The 15,948-nt window shown below is 64.5% G+C and carries 12 protein-coding genes and 7 tRNA genes; 10 read left to right on the top strand and 9 right to left on the bottom strand.

Annotated features, from left to right (window positions below; translation table 11 throughout):
• Positions 1 to 3: 3 nt before the first annotated feature.
• The 8 genes from IFT44_RS06815 (at position 4) to IFT44_RS06780 (ending at position 9,939) form a co-directional block, all read left to right on the top strand.
• Positions 4 to 795 carry an ABC transporter ATP-binding protein gene (locus tag IFT44_RS06815; protein ID WP_192053751.1) on the top strand — a complete coding sequence of 264 codons (792 nt, stop codon included), beginning with the start codon at positions 4 to 6 and terminating at the stop codon, positions 793 to 795.
• An 84-nt stretch (positions 796 to 879) separates the two neighbouring features.
• On the top strand, positions 880 to 2,532 hold the full coding sequence (locus tag IFT44_RS06810; protein WP_192175627.1) for an ABC transporter substrate-binding protein: 1,653 nt from the start codon (positions 880 to 882) through the stop codon (positions 2,530 to 2,532).
• The gene (locus IFT44_RS06805) at positions 2,529 to 3,488 is read left to right on the top strand and encodes an ABC transporter permease (RefSeq protein WP_192175626.1); all 960 of its coding nucleotides are present in this window, start codon (positions 2,529 to 2,531) and stop codon (positions 3,486 to 3,488) included. Before IFT44_RS06810 ends, IFT44_RS06805 begins: the two co-directional genes overlap by 4 nt.
• 20 nt (positions 3,489 to 3,508) lie before the next feature.
• The gene (locus IFT44_RS06800) at positions 3,509 to 4,465 is read left to right on the top strand and encodes an ABC transporter permease (protein ID WP_192175625.1); all 957 of its coding nucleotides are present in this window, start codon (positions 3,509 to 3,511) and stop codon (positions 4,463 to 4,465) included.
• Positions 4,462 to 6,081: a dipeptide ABC transporter ATP-binding protein gene (locus tag IFT44_RS06795; RefSeq protein ID WP_192175624.1), complete on the top strand. Its 1,620-nt coding sequence runs from the start codon at positions 4,462 to 4,464 to the stop codon at positions 6,079 to 6,081. The genes IFT44_RS06800 and IFT44_RS06795 overlap by 4 nt, the downstream gene beginning before the upstream one ends.
• Positions 6,082 to 6,685: 604 nt before the next feature.
• Entirely contained in the window at positions 6,686 to 7,663 is a 978-nt protein-coding gene (locus tag IFT44_RS06790) for an ABC transporter substrate-binding protein (RefSeq protein ID WP_192175623.1), read from the top strand.
• Positions 7,664 to 7,675: 12 nt separating this feature from the next.
• Entirely contained in the window at positions 7,676 to 9,010 is a 1,335-nt protein-coding gene (locus IFT44_RS06785; protein WP_192053742.1) for an LLM class flavin-dependent oxidoreductase, read from the top strand.
• Between the two features lie 62 nt (positions 9,011 to 9,072).
• Positions 9,073 to 9,939: a TauD/TfdA dioxygenase family protein gene (locus tag IFT44_RS06780; protein ID WP_192175622.1), complete on the top strand. Its 867-nt coding sequence runs from the start codon at positions 9,073 to 9,075 to the stop codon at positions 9,937 to 9,939.
• Between the two features lie 149 nt (positions 9,940 to 10,088).
• On the opposite strand, the gene IFT44_RS06775 is transcribed toward IFT44_RS06780, so the two are convergent.
• From IFT44_RS06775 to IFT44_RS06745, 7 genes are all read right to left on the bottom strand, one after another.
• Positions 10,089 to 10,164: transfer RNA gene (locus tag IFT44_RS06775), tRNA-Gly, on the bottom strand.
• 3 nt (positions 10,165 to 10,167) lie between these two features.
• Positions 10,168 to 10,243 (bottom strand) — tRNA-Glu (locus IFT44_RS06770).
• A gap of 181 nt (positions 10,244 to 10,424) precedes the next feature.
• Positions 10,425 to 10,500 (bottom strand) — tRNA-Glu (locus IFT44_RS06765).
• A gap of 103 nt (positions 10,501 to 10,603) precedes the next feature.
• A tRNA-Gly gene (locus IFT44_RS06760) sits at positions 10,604 to 10,679 on the bottom strand.
• Positions 10,680 to 10,681: 2 nt separating this feature from the next.
• Positions 10,682 to 10,757 (bottom strand) — tRNA-Glu (locus IFT44_RS06755).
• Between the two features lie 103 nt (positions 10,758 to 10,860).
• Positions 10,861 to 10,936 (bottom strand) — tRNA-Gly (locus tag IFT44_RS06750).
• A 2-nt stretch (positions 10,937 to 10,938) separates the two neighbouring features.
• Positions 10,939 to 11,014: transfer RNA gene (locus IFT44_RS06745), tRNA-Glu, on the bottom strand.
• A 329-nt stretch (positions 11,015 to 11,343) separates the two neighbouring features.
• Between IFT44_RS06745 and IFT44_RS06740 the strand changes: the two genes are divergently transcribed.
• A complete protein-coding gene (locus tag IFT44_RS06740; protein WP_122479296.1) occupies positions 11,344 to 12,114 on the top strand; it encodes a hypothetical protein in 771 nt (256 codons plus the stop codon).
• Between the two features lie 13 nt (positions 12,115 to 12,127).
• On the opposite strand, the gene IFT44_RS06735 is transcribed toward IFT44_RS06740, so the two are convergent.
• Together IFT44_RS06735 and IFT44_RS06730 are read right to left on the bottom strand one after the other, a co-directional pair.
• Positions 12,128 to 12,619, bottom strand: coding sequence for a GAF domain-containing protein (locus IFT44_RS06735; RefSeq protein WP_122479297.1), 492 nt, complete (start codon positions 12,617 to 12,619; stop codon positions 12,128 to 12,130).
• Positions 12,616 to 13,506, bottom strand: coding sequence for a DUF815 domain-containing protein (locus IFT44_RS06730; RefSeq protein WP_122479298.1), 891 nt, complete (start codon positions 13,504 to 13,506; stop codon positions 12,616 to 12,618). The genes IFT44_RS06735 and IFT44_RS06730 overlap by 4 nt, the downstream gene beginning before the upstream one ends.
• A gap of 126 nt (positions 13,507 to 13,632) precedes the next feature.
• Between IFT44_RS06730 and IFT44_RS06725 the strand changes: the two genes are divergently transcribed.
• On the top strand, positions 13,633 to 15,942 hold the full coding sequence (locus IFT44_RS06725) for a response regulator (RefSeq protein ID WP_192175621.1): 2,310 nt from the start codon (positions 13,633 to 13,635) through the stop codon (positions 15,940 to 15,942).
• The last annotated feature ends 6 nt before the right edge of the window (positions 15,943 to 15,948 follow it).

Raw genomic sequence — 15,948 nt, 5'->3', positions numbered from 1 at the left:
CCCATGACCGCACACAACGTCACCCGCCCGTTGCACCCACAACCCGCCGTCAGCCTGCAGAACGTGGTACGTCAGTTCGGCGCCAACCGCGTCATCGATGGCTTGAACCTGGACATCGCGCCCGGCGAGTTCGTTGCCCTGCTGGGCGCCAGCGGCTCGGGCAAGACCACCCTGCTGCGCTCGCTGGCCGGGCTCGACCCGATCGAAGGTGGCCGCCTGCTGGTGCCTGCGGCCCGCTCGGCGGTGTTCCAGGAACCGCGCCTGATGCCGTGGAAGCGCGTGTGGAAGAACGTCACCTTGGGCGTGCGCACCCCCCAGGCCCGCGAGCGTGCGGTCAAGGCGCTGACCGAAGTGGGTTTGGCGCATCGGCTCGATGCCTTTCCCGCCACCTTGTCCGGGGGTGAAGCCCAGCGCGTGGCATTGGCCCGCAGCCTGGTGCGCGAGCCTCGCCTGCTGCTGCTGGACGAACCGTTCGCCGCCCTCGATGCGCTGACCCGCATTCGCATGCATCAGTTGATCATCGACCTATGGCGTGCCCACGGGCCTGCAGTGCTGCTGGTCACCCACGATGTCGAGGAAGCGATCCTGCTGGCCGATCGCATCATCGTGCTCAAGAACGGGCGCATTGCCGAAGCGCTGCCCATTGGCCTGGATCGCCCTCGGGAAAAAGGCACACCGGCCTTCAATGCCATTCGCCGACGCCTGTTGGGGCTGCTGGGCGTGGAAGCAGGCCCGCCTCAGGTGGCCGATGGACCCTTGCCACAGGCCAACAGACCACGAGCGCTCGCGACCTGAATGATGGTGCGCCCTTCGCGGGCAGAGGGCTCGCCGCCCACCCCAAACCCAAGCCGATCACAGCACTACAAAGGACAGTCACCCATGCCCCACCCAACCCACCCATCGGCTTCGAACCTGCCCCAACGCCCCCGCCTGCTGGCACTGGGCATACTGCTCGCAACACTGGCGGGCTGCTCGCCCTCGGCCCCCGAACACGCCGACAAGACCCTCAAGATCGCCTTCTTCGGCGACAACACCACCCTGGTCAGCGTCGACCCGTTCCAGGTCTATTGGCTCGAACATCGCGTGCTGCTGCGCAACGTCGCCGAATCACTGACCGACCAGGACCCGGACACCGGCAAGATCATTCCCTGGTTGGCCAAGAGCTGGGACATCAGCGACGATGCCCTGAGCTACACTTTCCAACTACGTGACGACGTCACCTTCAGCAACGGCGAGCGCTTCGACGCCCACGCCGTGAAGGCCGCCTTCGACAGCGACAAGGCATTCGCCCAGGAGCTGCCGGCGACCTTCGGCGCAACCTACCTGGCGGGCTACGACCATGCCGAAGTGCTCGACGACTTCACCGTCAAACTGGTGCTGTCACGACCCAACGCCGGCTTCCTCCAGGCCACGTCCACCACCAACCTGGCGATTCTTGCACCTGCCTCCTACCAGTTGACCGCCAAGCAGCGCTCGCTCGGCCAGATCATCGGCACCGGGCCGTTCGTGCTCGAGCACTACACGCCGGAGAGCGGCGCCCGACTGACCCGTCGACCGGGCTACCACTGGGCGTCGGCGAACATGAAGAACAAGGCCGACGCCCATCTGGATACCGTGGAAATCAGCTACATCGCCGAGGAAAGCGTACGCAACGGATTGTTCCTGCAGGGCAAGGTCGATGTGCTGTGGCCGCGCAACCCGTTCTCGGAAGTCGACCTCAAGCTGTACCAGAGCAAGGGCGCTACCATTCAGAGCCGCGCCTTGCCCGGCCCCGCGTTGAACCTCTACCCCAACACCCGCAACGGCCGTGTACTGGCCGACAGGAAAGTGCGCCAGGCACTGCTAAAGGCCATCGACCGCAAGAGCTACGCCAGCACCGTGTACAACGCCGATTTCCCCGTCGTCAACGGTGTGTACGACAGCACCACGCCGTACTTCAAGGCCCAGGGCGCCAAGCTTGGCTACGACGCTGTCGGCGCCGCACGCTTGCTGGACGAGGCAGGCTGGGCACCGGCTGCCGATGGCTATCGACACAAGGACGGCAAGCGCCTGAGCCTGGCCTACAACATCAACGGCAGTGAAACGGCCGGCGATGTGCTGGTTCAGGATCAACTGCGCAAGGTGGGTATCGACCTGAAACTCAACGTGGTGACCCGCGCCGAATGGACCGCCGCCAATGCCCAGGGCAACTACGACCTGACGTCCACCTACATGACCCGCGCCGATCCGATCATTCTGCAGACCATTCTCGATCCGCGCAGCGCCAACAGCTCGACCCTGGCCACCAATACCTACGAATCGGCGACCCTGAACCGGGCCACCGCGCTGTTCGACGCTGGCATCACTGCCACTCAAGCCGAGCAACGCGCCAAGGCGTACGGCGATCTGCAGGACCTGCTGGTGGACGAGGCCTCGGCCATCCCGATCTACGAGCGTGTCTGGCAGGCAGCCACGGCGGCTCGGGTGAAGAACTTCCACTGGACCGCAGAAGGCTTCGCCTTCCTCGGTGACATCGAGGTCGGCACGCCATGAACCGTTACCTGCTGGGGCGTGTCGGCCAGGCGCTGCTGGTGCTGTGGGGCGCCTATACCATCACCTACTTCATCCTCTACCTGCTGCCCGGCGACACGCTGTCAATCATGCTCAGCGCCTCGGGCCTGGAAGTCGATGCGCTGTCGCCGGCGGACCTGGCCAAGGCACGTGCCTACTACGGGCTGGATCGCGGCCTGTTCGAGCAGTACGGGCATCTGCTCTGGCGGGCCCTGCACGGTGACTTCGGTCAGTCGCTGTCGCTCAACCGGCCCGTGACTGCGCTGCTGGCCGAGCGCCTGCCACAAACCCTGACCCTGGCCGGTTCGGCCATCGTGCTGTCGTTGATCGGCGGCATCGGCCTGGCCTATCTGACCGCCTACGTGCGCTGGCAACCCTTGCAATCGGCCCTGGCGCGCCTGCCGTCGCTGGGGTTCTCGGTGCCGGTGTTCTGGCTGGGCCTGCTACTGATACAGGTGTTCGCCTTCGGCCTGGGCTGGTTCCCCGCCACCGGCAGTCAGGGCCTGGACAGCCTGGTGCTGCCGGCCATCACCCTGGCGATCCCCAGCGCGGCGGTGTATGCCCAGGTGCTGCAACGCGGATTTCAGCACGTGTGGCGCGAGCCCTACATCACCACGGCCTACGCCAAGGGTCTGAGCCGCGCCCAGGTGCAGTACCGCCACGGCCTGAAGAACGCGGCGCTGCCGATTCTCACGCTGTTCGGCCTGCAGGTCGGCAACACCGTGTCGGGTGCGGTGCTGGTGGAAACCATCTTCAGCCGCAACGGTGTCGGGCGCCTGGCCCAGGAAGCGGTACTGCGCCAGGACATTCCGGTGGTGCTGGCGATCGTCGCCATCTCCGCGGCCGCTTTCGTGGTGGTGAACCTGTTGGTGGACCTGCTCTACCCGATGTTCGACCCCCGTATCACCCACGCGCCCCGTGCGCCCAGTGCGGCCTAGGCCTGCCAAGGATTCCGCTCATGCCTTCATCCAACGCCGTGCACAACCTCGACCGTCGGTTCGGCTCGCCGTCGATACAACGCTTGCCGGCTACGACGCCATCCCCGCCATTGCCAGTGGAGGCCACCACGCCATGGCGACGGCGCAATCGCTGGTCACGCCTGCTCAGCGCTTCACGTCCCCTGTTGCGCCGGCCCGGCTTCATGCTGGCCGCGCTGGTAGTCGCCTTCGCCTTGCTGGCTGCGCTGGCACCGGGCGTGCTGAGCGGCTTCGACCCCAATGCCACGGCGCCGCTGGCCAAGCTCACCGCGCCCAACGCCACCCATTGGTTCGGCACCGACGAGCTGGGCCGCGACCTGTATACCCGCGTGATCCACGGCGCCAGCCTGTCGATTCAGGCAGCGCTGCTGGCGGTTGGCCTGGCCCTGCTCGGCGGCTTGAGCCTGGGCGTGCTGTCGGGGTTCGCCGGGGGCCGCGTGGATGCGCTGATCATGCGCGTGATCGACGTGCTGCTGGCCCTGCCTGGCTTGCTGCTGGCCCTGGCCATCGTCACCGCCATCGGCTTCGGCACCTTGCCGGTAGCCCTCGCCGTGGGTGTAGGGATCATTCCCGGTTTTGCCCGCACCACCCGCGCCGAGGTGTTGCGGGTGAAGACCCTGCCCTACGTGGAGGCCGCCCGCTTGGGTGGCGCGAGCTGGTTGCAGACGTTGTGGCGGCACATCCTGCCCAACGCCTGGGGGCCGGTCGCCGTACTCGCCACCCTGGACTTCGGCGCGGCCATCCTGGCCACCGCAGGCCTCAGCTTCCTGGGTTTCGGCGCCGCGCCGCCGGCGCCGGAATGGGGCACGCTGATCGCTACCGGACGGCATTTTCTGATCACCGCGCCATGGGTGGCGCTGTTGCCCGGTGCCTTTGTCGTGGCGGTGGTGTTCAGCCTCAATCACCTGGCCCGCACCCTTGAAGAGATCAAGCGATGACCGCGTTCATTGAAGTCCACAACCTGGGCATCGCCTACCGCCAGGGTGCGCAGCACACCCAGGCGGTGACGGATGTATCGTTCAGCCTGGCCCAGGGCGAGACCCTGGCCATCGTCGGAGAATCGGGCTCGGGCAAGACCACTGTGGCCAACGCTATCCTCGGCTTGCTGCCTGACAGCGCCGTGCTGACCGCCGGTCGGCTGGTGGTGGCCGGGCAGGACCTGAGCCAGGCCAGCGAACGCGTCAAGCGCCAACTGCGCGGCCGCACCATCGGCCTGGTGCCTCAAGACCCGATGGTCAGCCTCAACCCCACCCAGCGCATCGGCGTGCAGATCGCCGAGGCTCTGGTGCTGGCCAGAGGTGGGCGCTACCGCGGGGTGGACAACGATGTCGGCGAGCTGCTCGCCCAGGTCGGCCTGGACAACCCGACGCTGCGCGCCCGGCAGTACCCTCACGAGCTCTCCGGCGGCATGCGTCAACGCGTGCTGATCGCCATCGCGCTGGCCGGCAACCCGCGCTTGATCATCGCCGATGAGCCGACCAGTGCGCTGGATGTGACCGTGCAGCAGCGGATTCTCGATCATCTCGAGGGGCTGGTGCGCGAGCGTGGCATCTCGTTGCTGATCATCACCCACGACCTGGGCGTGGCCGCCGACCGCGCTGACCGGGTGCTGGTGATGAAGTCCGGGACGCTGGTCGAGCACGGCACGCCGCAGCAGGTACTGGCCAAGCCGACCCAGCCTTACACCCGCGCCTTGATCGCCGCCGCGCCAGCCTTCGCCGAGCCCCGCGCACCGCGCGCTGCGGCTGCGCCAGGGCAACCGCCGCTGCTGGCGCTGACTGCGGTAAACAAGCATTACCGGCTGCCACGGGTCCGTGGCCAGGCCGACCGCTTCCAGGCGCTGGCCGATGTCAGCTTCAAGGTCTGCGCCGGGCAGACCCTGGGCATCGTCGGCGAATCCGGGTCGGGCAAAAGTACGGCGTTGCGCATTGCCCTGGGGCTGGAGAAAGCCGACAGCGGCCGCATCGAGTTTGCCGAGCAGGACGTGACCGATTTCGGCTGGCGACAATTCCGGCCGCTGCGTCGGCGCATGCAACTGGTGCAGCAGAACCCGTTCGCAGCGCTGGACCCGCGCCTGTCGATCTTCGACAGCATCGTCGAACCTCTCGTCTCGTTCGGCCTGGCCCGAGGGGCGGAGCTCGATCGGGCTGCGCGTGAATTGATCGAACGAGTGCATCTGCCGGCCCACTTCCTCGACCGCTTGCCCAGGGAGCTGTCCGGCGGCCAGCGCCAGCGTGTGGCCATCGCCCGGGCCCTGGCACTGCAGCCCGACCTTCTGCTGCTGGACGAGCCGGTGTCGGCGCTGGACGTCTCGGTGCAGCGGCAGATCCTCGATCTGCTCGACGAGCTGCAACGCGAGCTGGGCATCGCCTACGTCATTGTCTCCCACGACCTGGCAGTGATCGCCAATGTGGCCGATGAGGTGCTGGTGATGCGCCAGGGCCGCATCGTCGACCAGGGCCCCACTGCGCAGCTGTTCAACCATCCGGGGAATGCCTACACCCAGGCCCTGCTGGACGCCGTCCCCGGCAAGCGTCAACGCGCCCTGGCCTGAGCCACGTCATCCCGCCCCCCGTAGGAGCGGTCATCGGCCGCGAAGAAAGCACCGCGGTACGCCTGAACCACCGCAGCGCCCATTCGCGGCCACGGACCGCTCCTACAATACTCCGCGCAACCCCCGTAGGAGCGGTCATAGGCCGCGAAGAAAGCACCGCGGTACGCCTGAACGACCGGAGCGCCCCTTCGCGGCCACGGACCGCTCCTACAATACTCCGCGCAATCCCCGTAGGAGCGGTCATCGGCCGCGAAGAAAGCACCGCGGTATGCCTGAACCACCGCAGCGCCCCTTCGCGGCCACGGACCGCTCCTACAATACTCCGCGCAACCCCCGTAGGAGCGGTCATAGGCCGCGAAGAAAGCACCGCGGTACGCCTGAACGACCGGAGCGCCCCTTCGCGGCCACGGACCGCTCCTACGAGACAGACCCATACAAAAATATGCTAGCCACGCATATTCGACCGACGACAGAATTCATAAAAAGAATAATTAACTTAGAACTAAATGTCATTTCACAGCGCCTCGTTAGAGCTTTAGCTTGAATGCAGACCGACCCCTTGCCTGGTGGAGGTAACTCAATCCCTCTTCAGGAGTCGCTGTCCATGACCCGTTCCCGTGTCCTTACTTTCGTCCTGGCCGTGGGGCTGCTGGCCACCGGCCCCCTGGCCTGGGCCGACAAGCTCGAACCACTGCGCGTTGCCAATCAGAAATCCACCCTGAAGCTGCTGCTCAGCGCGGCCGGTGAACTCAAGAACGTTCCCTACCCCATCGAGTTCTCGGAATTCGCAGCCGCCGCGCCGCTGGGCGAAGCGTTGAACGCCGGCGCGGTGGACGTGGGTTATCTGGGCGATGCGCCCTATGTCTTCGCGCTGGGTTCCGGCGCGCCGCTCAAGGCCGTCAGCATTACCCATTTCGAAGGCCGCTATACCACGTCCATCCTGGTGCCCAAGGACTCGCCGCTGCAGTCGGTCGCCGACCTCAAGGGCAAGCGGGTCGTCACCAATCGCGGTTCCATCGGCCACTTCCTGGTGATCAAGGCCTTGCGTGACGCGGGCCTGAAGACGTCCGACATCACCTTCGTCAACCTGCTGCCCAGCGATGCCCAAGGCGCCCTGCAGTCCGGCGACGCCGACGCCTGGTCGACCTGGGACCCCTACACCACCATTGCGCTGAACCAAGGCAACGCCCGCATCCTGCGCAAGGGCACCGACCTGCTGACCAACAACACCTACCTGGTCGCCACCGAGCAAGCCACCAAGACCAAGCGCGCGCAGGTCGAGGACTTCGTCGTGCGCCTGGAACGTGCCTACCAATGGGCCAACACCCACCACGACGAGTTCGCCGCAGCCCAGGCCCAGGTCACCCGCCTGCCCCTGGCGGTGCACCTGGCCTCGGTCAACGAGACCCGCTACACCCGCGCCGAGATCACCGACGCGGTGATTGCCGACCTGCAGCAAACCGCCGACATCTATCTGGAGGAAGGCGTGCTGGCCCAGCCGGTCAAGGTTGCCCAAGGTTTCGACAAGCATTTCAACGCCTACCGTGCACCCACCCAAACCCCACTGGCCAGCGCGCCATAACAGGAGATTCCCATGAGCACACGACAACTGAAACTGGGCGCCATGATCCACGGTGTGGGGCATGGCTGGGGCGAGTGGCGCCATCCGCAGGCGTTGGCCGACGCCAGCACCAACCTGCGCTACTACCAACAGCAGGCGCGGCTGGCCGAAGAGGCGCGCTTCGACTTCGCCTTCATCGCCGACAGCCTGCACATTCACGAACGCTCGAGCCCGCACTACCTCAATCGTTTCGAACCGCTCACCCTGCTCTCGGCCCTGGCCGCCACCACCGAGCACATCGGCCTGGTGGCTACCATCACGGTCAGCTACACCGAGCCCTACCAGGTGGCGCGGCAATTGGCTTCGCTCGACCACATCAGTGGCGGGCGCGCCGGCTGGAACGTGGTCACCTCCTGGCTGTCCGGCACCGCCGACAACTTCAGCAAGGCCGAGCACCCGCCCCATGCCGTTCGCTACCGCATCGCCCGGGAGCACGTGGATGTGGTCAAGGGGCTGTGGGATTCCTGGGAAGACGACGCCTTTACCCGCAACAAGGCCACCGGCGAGTTTTTCGACCGCAGCAAGCTGCACGCACTGAACCATCAGGGCGAATTCTTCCAGGTCAAGGGACCCCTGAACATCGCCCGCTCGCGCCAGGGTCAACCGGTGATCTTCCAGGCCGGCGTTTCCGAAGACGGCCGTACATTCGCGGCGCAGAACGCCGATGCGATCTTCTGCCGGCACGAGTCGTTCACCGAGTCGCACGCCTATTACCAAGACCTCAAGCAACGTGCTGCGAAGGCCGGTCGCAACCCGGACAAACTGTTCATCCTGCCCGGCATCAGCCCGATCGTGGGCCGGGACCGCGACGAGGTCGAGCGCCGCTATCAGGAAGCTGCAGACCTGGTGGGCATCGAAGACGCCATCGTCGCCCTCGGCCGCCCGTTCAACGACTACAACTTCAACGGGCATGACCTGGACGCGGCCTTCCCCGATCTGGGCGACCTGGGCGCCAACAGCCACAAAGGTACGTCCGAGCGTATCAAGCACGTGGCCCGTGAAGAGAACCTGACCTTGCGCCAAGTGGCGCTGCGCTTCGCCAAGCCCGACCGGGATTTCGTCGGCCTGCCAGAAGAAGTCGCCGACGCGGTGCAAGCCTGGTTCGAGGGTCACGCCGCCGATGGCTTCATCATCAACTCGCTGTTGCCCAACGGCCTTGAATACTTCACCCGCTACGTGGTGCCGATCCTTCAGCAACGCGGACTGTTGCGCACCGAATACCCCGGCCTGACCCTGCGCGACAGCCTCGGCCTCGAGGTGCCGACCAATCGCAACGCAACCGCGCGCCGCAACGAAGAAGTGGCCTGAATTCCCTTTCCCCACCCGCCGTGGCCGTGGGCTCCGGCACTCGATTGCAAAGGACATCTGCCATGTTTGCCGAAAAAATACCGCGCCCTGCCACGGCGATCCGCGCCACTGCGCTGGAGCCTACCATCGGCGCGCAGATCGAGGGCGTGGATCTGCGACGTCCACTCGACGCGCACGCCCGTGATGAAATACGTGCCTTGCTGCTCAAGCACAAAGTGTTGTTCTTCCGTGACCAGCACATCGATACCGCCCAGCAACTGGCGTTCGCCCGTCAGTTCGGCGAGCTGTACCAGCATCCGACCACCCAGAAGCAGGACCACGAGCGTCCCAACGCCCACCTGATTCTGGGAAGTGAAGCCCGCGACCGTTACGGCGACGCCCGCAAGGGCCGTTGGCATACCGATACCAGCTGGATGCTCAAACCCACCTTCGGCGCCGTGCTACGCGCGGTGTCGCTGCCCGAAACCGGCGGCGACACGCTCTGGGCCGACACCGGCCTGGTGTACCGCAGCCTGCCGGCGGCCCTGCGCGAGCGCATCGACAATGCCTTCGTCACCCACAACTTCAAACCTGCGCTGGACAAGGTCGGCTACAACTACCCGATCGTCGCGCACCCACTGGTGCGTACGCATCCGGAGACGGGCGAAGATGCGTTGTTCATCAACTTTTCGATGTCACCGCAGATTCTGGGTCTGTCACTGGAGGAAAGCCGCGAGATCGTCGGCCTGTTGCTCAAGGAAGTGAGCAACCCTGAGTACCAGGTGCGCTTCAAGTGGCAAGCCGGAGATGTAGCGTTCTGGGACAACCGTGGGGCATTGCATTACCCGGTGTACAACTACGGTGATTTCCCGCGGGCAATGGAACGGGTATTGATTGCCGACGACGACATCCCCCATCGGCGCCGGGTTCAGCCTGACAGCCCGCAGTGAACCCTTCGCGGCCGCTGACCGCTCCTACGGTCGGCTCGCTACTGCGTAGGAGCGGTCATCGGCCGCGAAAGGCACGCCACGGTGCATGACTCATAAATCACACACGAACAAAAACGCCGCTCATCTCTGAGCGGCGTTTTCATTGAATTTGGAGCGGGAAACGAGACTCGAACTCGCGACCCCGACCTTGGCAAGGTCGTGCTCTACCAACTGAGCTATTCCCGCAAATGGCGTCCCCTAGGGGACTCGAACCCCTGTTACCGCCGTGAAAGGGCGGTGTCCTAGGCCACTAGACGAAGGGGACACGCTGACCGAAACACATGGTGTGTATTCCGGCGCCCAGACCCATGTCCGAAGACTGGGTGCTGGTTTCACTCAGTGCCGCCCGAAGGCCACACTGCTTAAACTGGAGCGGGAAACGAGACTCGAACTCGCGACCCCGACCTTGGCAAGGTCGTGCTCTACCAACTGAGCTATTCCCGAAATGGCGTCCCCTAGGGGACTCGAACCCCTGTTACCGCCGTGAAAGGGCGGTGTCCTAGGCCACTAGACGAAGGGGACACGCTGACCGAAACACATGGTGTGTATTCCGGCGCCCAGACCCATGTCCGAAGACTGGGTGCTGGTTTCACTCAGTGCCGCCCGAAGGCCACACTGCTTAAACTGGAGCGGGAAACGAGACTCGAACTCGCGACCCCGACCTTGGCAAGGTCGTGCTCTACCAACTGAGCTATTCCCGCAATGGCGTCCCCTAGGGGACTCGAACCCCTGTTACCGCCGTGAAAGGGCGGTGTCCTAGGCCACTAGACGAAGGGGACACGCTGACCGAAACACATGGTGTGTATTCCGGCGCCCAGACCCATGTCCGAAGACTGGGTGCTGGTTTCACTCAGTGCCGCCCGAAGGCCACACTGCTTAAACTGGAGCGGGAAACGAGACTCGAACTCGCGACCCCGACCTTGGCAAGGTCGTGCTCTACCAACTGAGCTATTCCCGCAATGGCGTCCCCTAGGGGACTCGAACCCCTGTTACCGCCGTGAAAGGGCGGTGTCCTAGGCCACTAGACGAAGGGGACACGCTACAACTTCACTCCCTACCGCGCTTCGCTGTGTGCTTTACGCTGCAAGTGGCGCGCATTCTATGGATGCTTTCGAGGGTCGTCAACCCCCTGTTATAAATTTATTTAAATCAATGACTTCACCGTGCTTTGCGGGCCAGCCGGGCGTGCTGATGAAGCAGCGAGACACGTGGAGATGAATAAGCTTTTGACAGCAGTAATAGCACAAAGCCATAGTTGCGACGGACAGCGCTGGTACCTCTATAAATGCGTTGCAGCGTGTTGTGCTATCGGTGTCGGCAGACCGGCCCTACACTTCAACCTCACTCAACCTCGAGAGCTCCCCGGTGACTCCACTCATGATCACCCTGTTCATCGTAACGGGGATCGCCATCCTTATCGTCATCGGCCTGCTCAACAACATGGTCGAGAGCAACAAGCTGGCCAAGGCGCGCGACAAGCTCGAGCTCACCGACCGCCTGCGCCGCTGCGGGCGCATCGGCGAGACGTTCCCCGGCCAGCTGATGACCCCTGCTCTCAAGCAACTGCTTACCCGGCTGGAGCTGAACATCAGCCAGCGCCTGTTGCTGCTCGACAGGCAGAACGCGCCGCTCAAGACGCGCCTTGAAGAGTTGCACGGTGAGATCGCCAAGGGCGATGACATTGCAATCGGCAATCCGCCCTTCCCGATCCTGACCGAAGACCAGGCCAAGGAAGTACGCTTTCTGCTCGAAGCTTTGCATGCGCAGGTCACGCGTGCCGCTCAGGAGGGCTTTCTCAACCCGGCCGAAACCAAGCACTGGGGCCGCGAGATCCGCAGCATTCTGGTCCTGCTGCACATCGAATTCTTCAACAACCTGGGCCAGCAACTGCTGGGAGAGGGCCAGCCGGGCCGCGCGCGGCTGGCATTCGAGCGGGGCGTGCAATACCTCAAGGGTCAGCCCGACGCTGCGCTCTACCAAGAGCAGCTGGAGTACTTGCAGAAGATGCTCAAGCGCACCAATGCCATGGTGCTCAGCCAGATGGAGCCGACCGGGAACGAAGTCAACGAACTCACCGACGGCTTGAAGGCCGACGAGAAGGAAGACCCGTTCCAGAAGAAGACCAACTACGACTGAACAGGCTGGCGCTTCAGTAGCGGCTGCAGTCGGTCGCTTCGAGGAAGATCGCCGCCAGCTGTTCCAGGCCCTGCTGGTCCGCTTCGCTGAAGCGGGCAGTACGTGGGCTGTCCAGATCCAGTACGCCGATCAGCACGCCGTCCTTGACCAGCGGAATCACCAGTTCGCTGTTCGATGCGCTGTCGCAGGCGATGTGCCCGGGGAACGCATGCACGTCCTCGACCCGCTGGGTCTGCCGGGTCGCCGCAGCGGCCCCGCAGACGCCACGGCCAAACGCAATGCGCACGCAGGCCACCTGCCCCTGGAAGGGCCCCAGTACCAGCTCCTCGTTGCGGTTGAGGTAGAAGCCCGCCCAGTTCAGGTCGTCGACCTGGTTGAACAGAAACGCCGAGAATTGCGCCGCATTGGCGACGAAATCACGCTCGTCGGCCAACAGCGATTGCAGTTGAGCGCACAGCATGCGGTAGCCTTCCAGCCCCGCGCCTGCGGCGTGCAAATCGATCATGCTTGTTGCTCCAGCAGTTTGAGGCCTACCCAGTAACGGGCGAATTGATAGGCGCAGCGGCCGTTGCGGTTGCCCCGTCCGGTCGCCCAGCGCACGGCAAGGATATCCAGTTGCTCGTCACGCGACCATTGCAGGCCGCTGTCGCGAGCGAGTTCGCCGATCCAGTGCTCCACCACACGCAGGAAGTGCTCCTGGGTGAACGGATAGAACGACAGCCACAGGCCAAACCGGTCGGACAGAGCGATCTTGTCTTCGACCGCTTCGCTGGGGTGCAACTCGCCGTCGACCCGGGACCAGTTCTCGTTGTCGCTCTGATGCTCGGGGACCAGATGGCGACGGTTGGAGGTTGCATACAGCAGCACATTGTCAGGCGCCTGCTCGAGGGAACCGTCGAGCACGCTCTTGAGCACCCGGTAGTCGCCCTCGCCCGCTTCGAACGAAAGGTCGTCGCAAAACAGCACGAAACGCTGCGGCAGTTTCTGCAACTGCTCGACCACCCGCGGCAGGTCGGCCAGATGGTCGCGCTCGATCTCGATCAGGCGCAGCCCTGCGCCCGCATGTTCGGCAAGCAGCGCTCGCACCAGCGATGACTTGCCGGTGCCGCGCGATCCCCACAGCAACGCATGGTTGGCTGGGTGGCCATCGAGAAACTGCTGGGTGTTGCGCGCCAGCTGCTGGCGCTGCTGGTCGACACCGATGAGGTCGCTCAGACGCATGTCCAGGCTGACCTCCAGCGGCAACAGGTAGCCGCTGCGGCCTTCACGCTGCCAGCGCGCGGCCAGGCACTGATTCCAGTCGATTTCGCCGCGAAGCGCGGGCAGCAACGGCTCGAGCCGCGCCAGCACGGATTCGGCGCGCTCAAGAAAGGCATTCAAACGAGAGTCCACGACTTTTCCTCAAGGCAAGTTGCGTGTAAAAGGTTCGGCAAGGCGGACATGCCGTCGCACGCTGCGGCGCACACACATGATCCATGCTTTGGCCCTGCGCACGGAATGGAAATTGGCCCAGTACCCATGGATATAAAATTCACCCAGCGGCTGTCCTATAAACAAGCACGCCTGACGGTACTGGTCGGCTTCATTCTGGGGGCTTTGCTCAGTGTTATCCAGATCGGCATCGATTATTCCAATGTCAACGAAGCCATCGATCGGCAGATGCGCTCGCTGCTCGAAATCAGTCACAACCCGGCTTCGCGCATCGCCTACAACATCGATGCCGAACTCGCCAAGGAACTCACCCTGGGCCTGCTGCAGTCGGAGTCGATCACCGGCGCGCGGCTGACGGACAACAACGGCAACGTGCTGGCCAGCGTGCAGCGACCGCGCCTGGAAAGCAGCTACCGCTTCCTCAGCGACATACTCTTCGACGCCCAGCGCCAGTACGAAGACCCCCTGTTTCTGTCGCACATGCCCAACGACCGCCTGGGCACCCTGCAACTGAGCGTCGACACCTTCGCCATCGGCAACCGTTTCCTGCGCCGCGCCGAAATCACCCTGGCCAGCGGCTTCCTGCGCACGGCGCTGCTCACCGGCATGCTGCTGGGGTTTTTCTACCTGATGCTGACCAAGCCCCTCAACCGGGTCATCCGCGCCTTGAGCAGCAGCGATCCGCACCAGCCCAAGCCCGCGCGCCTGGACTACCCGCCGGGCCACGAGCACGACGAGATCGGCGTGCTGGTGAAGGTCGCCAACCAGCAGTTCATCAGCATGGCCACGGAGATCCAGCAGCGGCGCAGCGCCGAGAATCGCTTGACCGAGTACCTGGGTGAGCTGGAAAACATCGTGTCGGCGCGGACCACCGAGCTCAAGGCCAGCAATACGCGCCTGAGCATGTCCAACGAAGAATTGGAAAAGGCCCGCCGCACGGCCCTGGACATGGCCCAGGCGCGCGCCTCCTTCCTGGCCAACATGAGTCATGAGATTCGTACCCCGCTCAACGGCCTGCTGGGCATGATTGCCCTGTCGCTGGACAGCCCGCTCAACGCCGAGCAGCGTCAGCAACTTTCCATCGCGCACGACTCGGGCAAGGTGCTGGTCGAGTTGCTCAACGATATCCTCGACCTTTCCAAGTTCGACGCCGGCCAGTTGGAGCTGGAGCGCATCCCCTTCGACCTCGGCGCCCTGATCGAAGACACCGCCAACCTGCTGTCGCAGAACGCGGCGCCCAGCGTCGAGCTGACCTGCCTGATCGATCCGCACTTTCCCGCCCTGGTCCTGGGCGACCCGACCCGGGTGCGGCAGATCGTCAGCAACCTGTTGTCCAACGCATTGAAATTCACCCGCTTCGGCCGCGTCGACGTGCGCCTCTATACCCGTCCGGGTGGCGTGCGCATCGAAGTCAGTGACACCGGGATCGGTATCGCCCAGGAAGCGCAGGTCAAGATCTTCCAGCCCTTCACCCAGGCCGGCGCCGGCATCACCCGGCAGTTCGGCGGCACGGGCCTGGGCCTGGCCCTGACCAACAACCTTTGCGAGGCCATGCAGGGGCGCCTGAGCATCAGCTCGGAAGCCGGTTTCGGCAGCCAGTTCTATGCCGACCTGCCGCTCATAGCGCACAGTCCGGCCTACGTTCCGCCGTTGCTGCGTGGCCAGGTGTTGCTGGTCGGGCACGCCGGCAGCGGCCTGGCAGAGCTGTTGCACGATCTGCTGCCGCTATGGGGCATCGATTACCAGCGCTACGACCTGGGCGCGGACCTTACCGGTATCACTCCAGACCTGGTCGTCACCGACAGCCTGGACTGCCTGTTCGGCCTGCGTCCCGGTATCCAGGCACCGATTCTGCTGGTGACCGCCTACGGCAACTTCCTGCCCACCGAGCAGGCCAACGCGCTGATGCCGTTGCAGCAACAAGCCCGGCCGCTGGCACGCAATGCACTGTATCAGGCGTTGCGCCGCAGCCTGGTGGGTGACGAACCCACCGCGCTCGACCACTTGGCCAACCGGCGCAGCGCGCAACGGCGGGCACGCATCCTGCTGGTGGAGGACAACCCGGTGAATCAGCTGGTGGCCAAAGGCATGCTGAGCAAGCTGGGGTGCGAGGTCACCGTGGCCGCGCACGGTGGCGAGGCACTCAGCGAGCTGGAAAAGCACGAGTTCGACCTGGTGCTGATGGACTGCAACATGCCGGTCATGGATGGCTACGAAGCCAGCCGGCAGATTCGTCGAAGCGGGCGCTGGCCGCAGCTGCCGATCGTTGCGCTGACGGCCAATGCCATGCCCGAAGAACGCGAGCGCTGCCGCGCGGCGGGCATGAGCGACTATCTGGCCAAGCCGTTCCGTCGAGAGGAACTGGTCATGCTGATCGACCAGTGGGTACCTGAATAGCAACCA

Source organism: Pseudomonas sp. CFBP 13710, assembly GCF_014842235.1.
Classification (GTDB): Bacteria; Pseudomonadota; Gammaproteobacteria; order Pseudomonadales; family Pseudomonadaceae; genus Aquipseudomonas; species Aquipseudomonas baltica.
Note: the sequence above shows the minus strand (reverse complement) of the source record. Positions and strands in the feature narration are given on the sequence as shown.

What these genes read in the sequence shown, in the direction of transcription:
- IFT44_RS06790 (WP_192175623.1), top strand. Translation starts at nt 6,686, where the DNA reads ATGACCCGTTCCCGTGTCCTTACTTTCGTCCTGGCCGTGGGGCTGCTG.
- IFT44_RS06800 (WP_192175625.1), top strand. Translation starts at nt 3,509, where the DNA reads ATGCCTTCATCCAACGCCGTGCACAACCTCGACCGTCGGTTCGGCTCG.
- IFT44_RS06725 (WP_192175621.1), top strand. Translation starts at nt 13,633, where the DNA reads ATGGATATAAAATTCACCCAGCGGCTGTCCTATAAACAAGCACGCCTG.
- IFT44_RS06810 (WP_192175627.1), top strand. Translation starts at nt 880, where the DNA reads ATGCCCCACCCAACCCACCCATCGGCTTCGAACCTGCCCCAACGCCCC.
- IFT44_RS06795 (WP_192175624.1), top strand. Translation starts at nt 4,462, where the DNA reads ATGACCGCGTTCATTGAAGTCCACAACCTGGGCATCGCCTACCGCCAG.
- IFT44_RS06735 (WP_122479297.1), bottom strand. Translation starts at nt 12,619, where the DNA reads ATGATCGATTTGCACGCCGCAGGCGCGGGGCTGGAAGGCTACCGCATG.
- IFT44_RS06815 (WP_192053751.1), top strand. Translation starts at nt 4, where the DNA reads ATGACCGCACACAACGTCACCCGCCCGTTGCACCCACAACCCGCCGTC.
- IFT44_RS06785 (WP_192053742.1), top strand. Translation starts at nt 7,676, where the DNA reads ATGAGCACACGACAACTGAAACTGGGCGCCATGATCCACGGTGTGGGG.
- IFT44_RS06780 (WP_192175622.1), top strand. Translation starts at nt 9,073, where the DNA reads ATGTTTGCCGAAAAAATACCGCGCCCTGCCACGGCGATCCGCGCCACT.
- IFT44_RS06805 (WP_192175626.1), top strand. Translation starts at nt 2,529, where the DNA reads ATGAACCGTTACCTGCTGGGGCGTGTCGGCCAGGCGCTGCTGGTGCTG.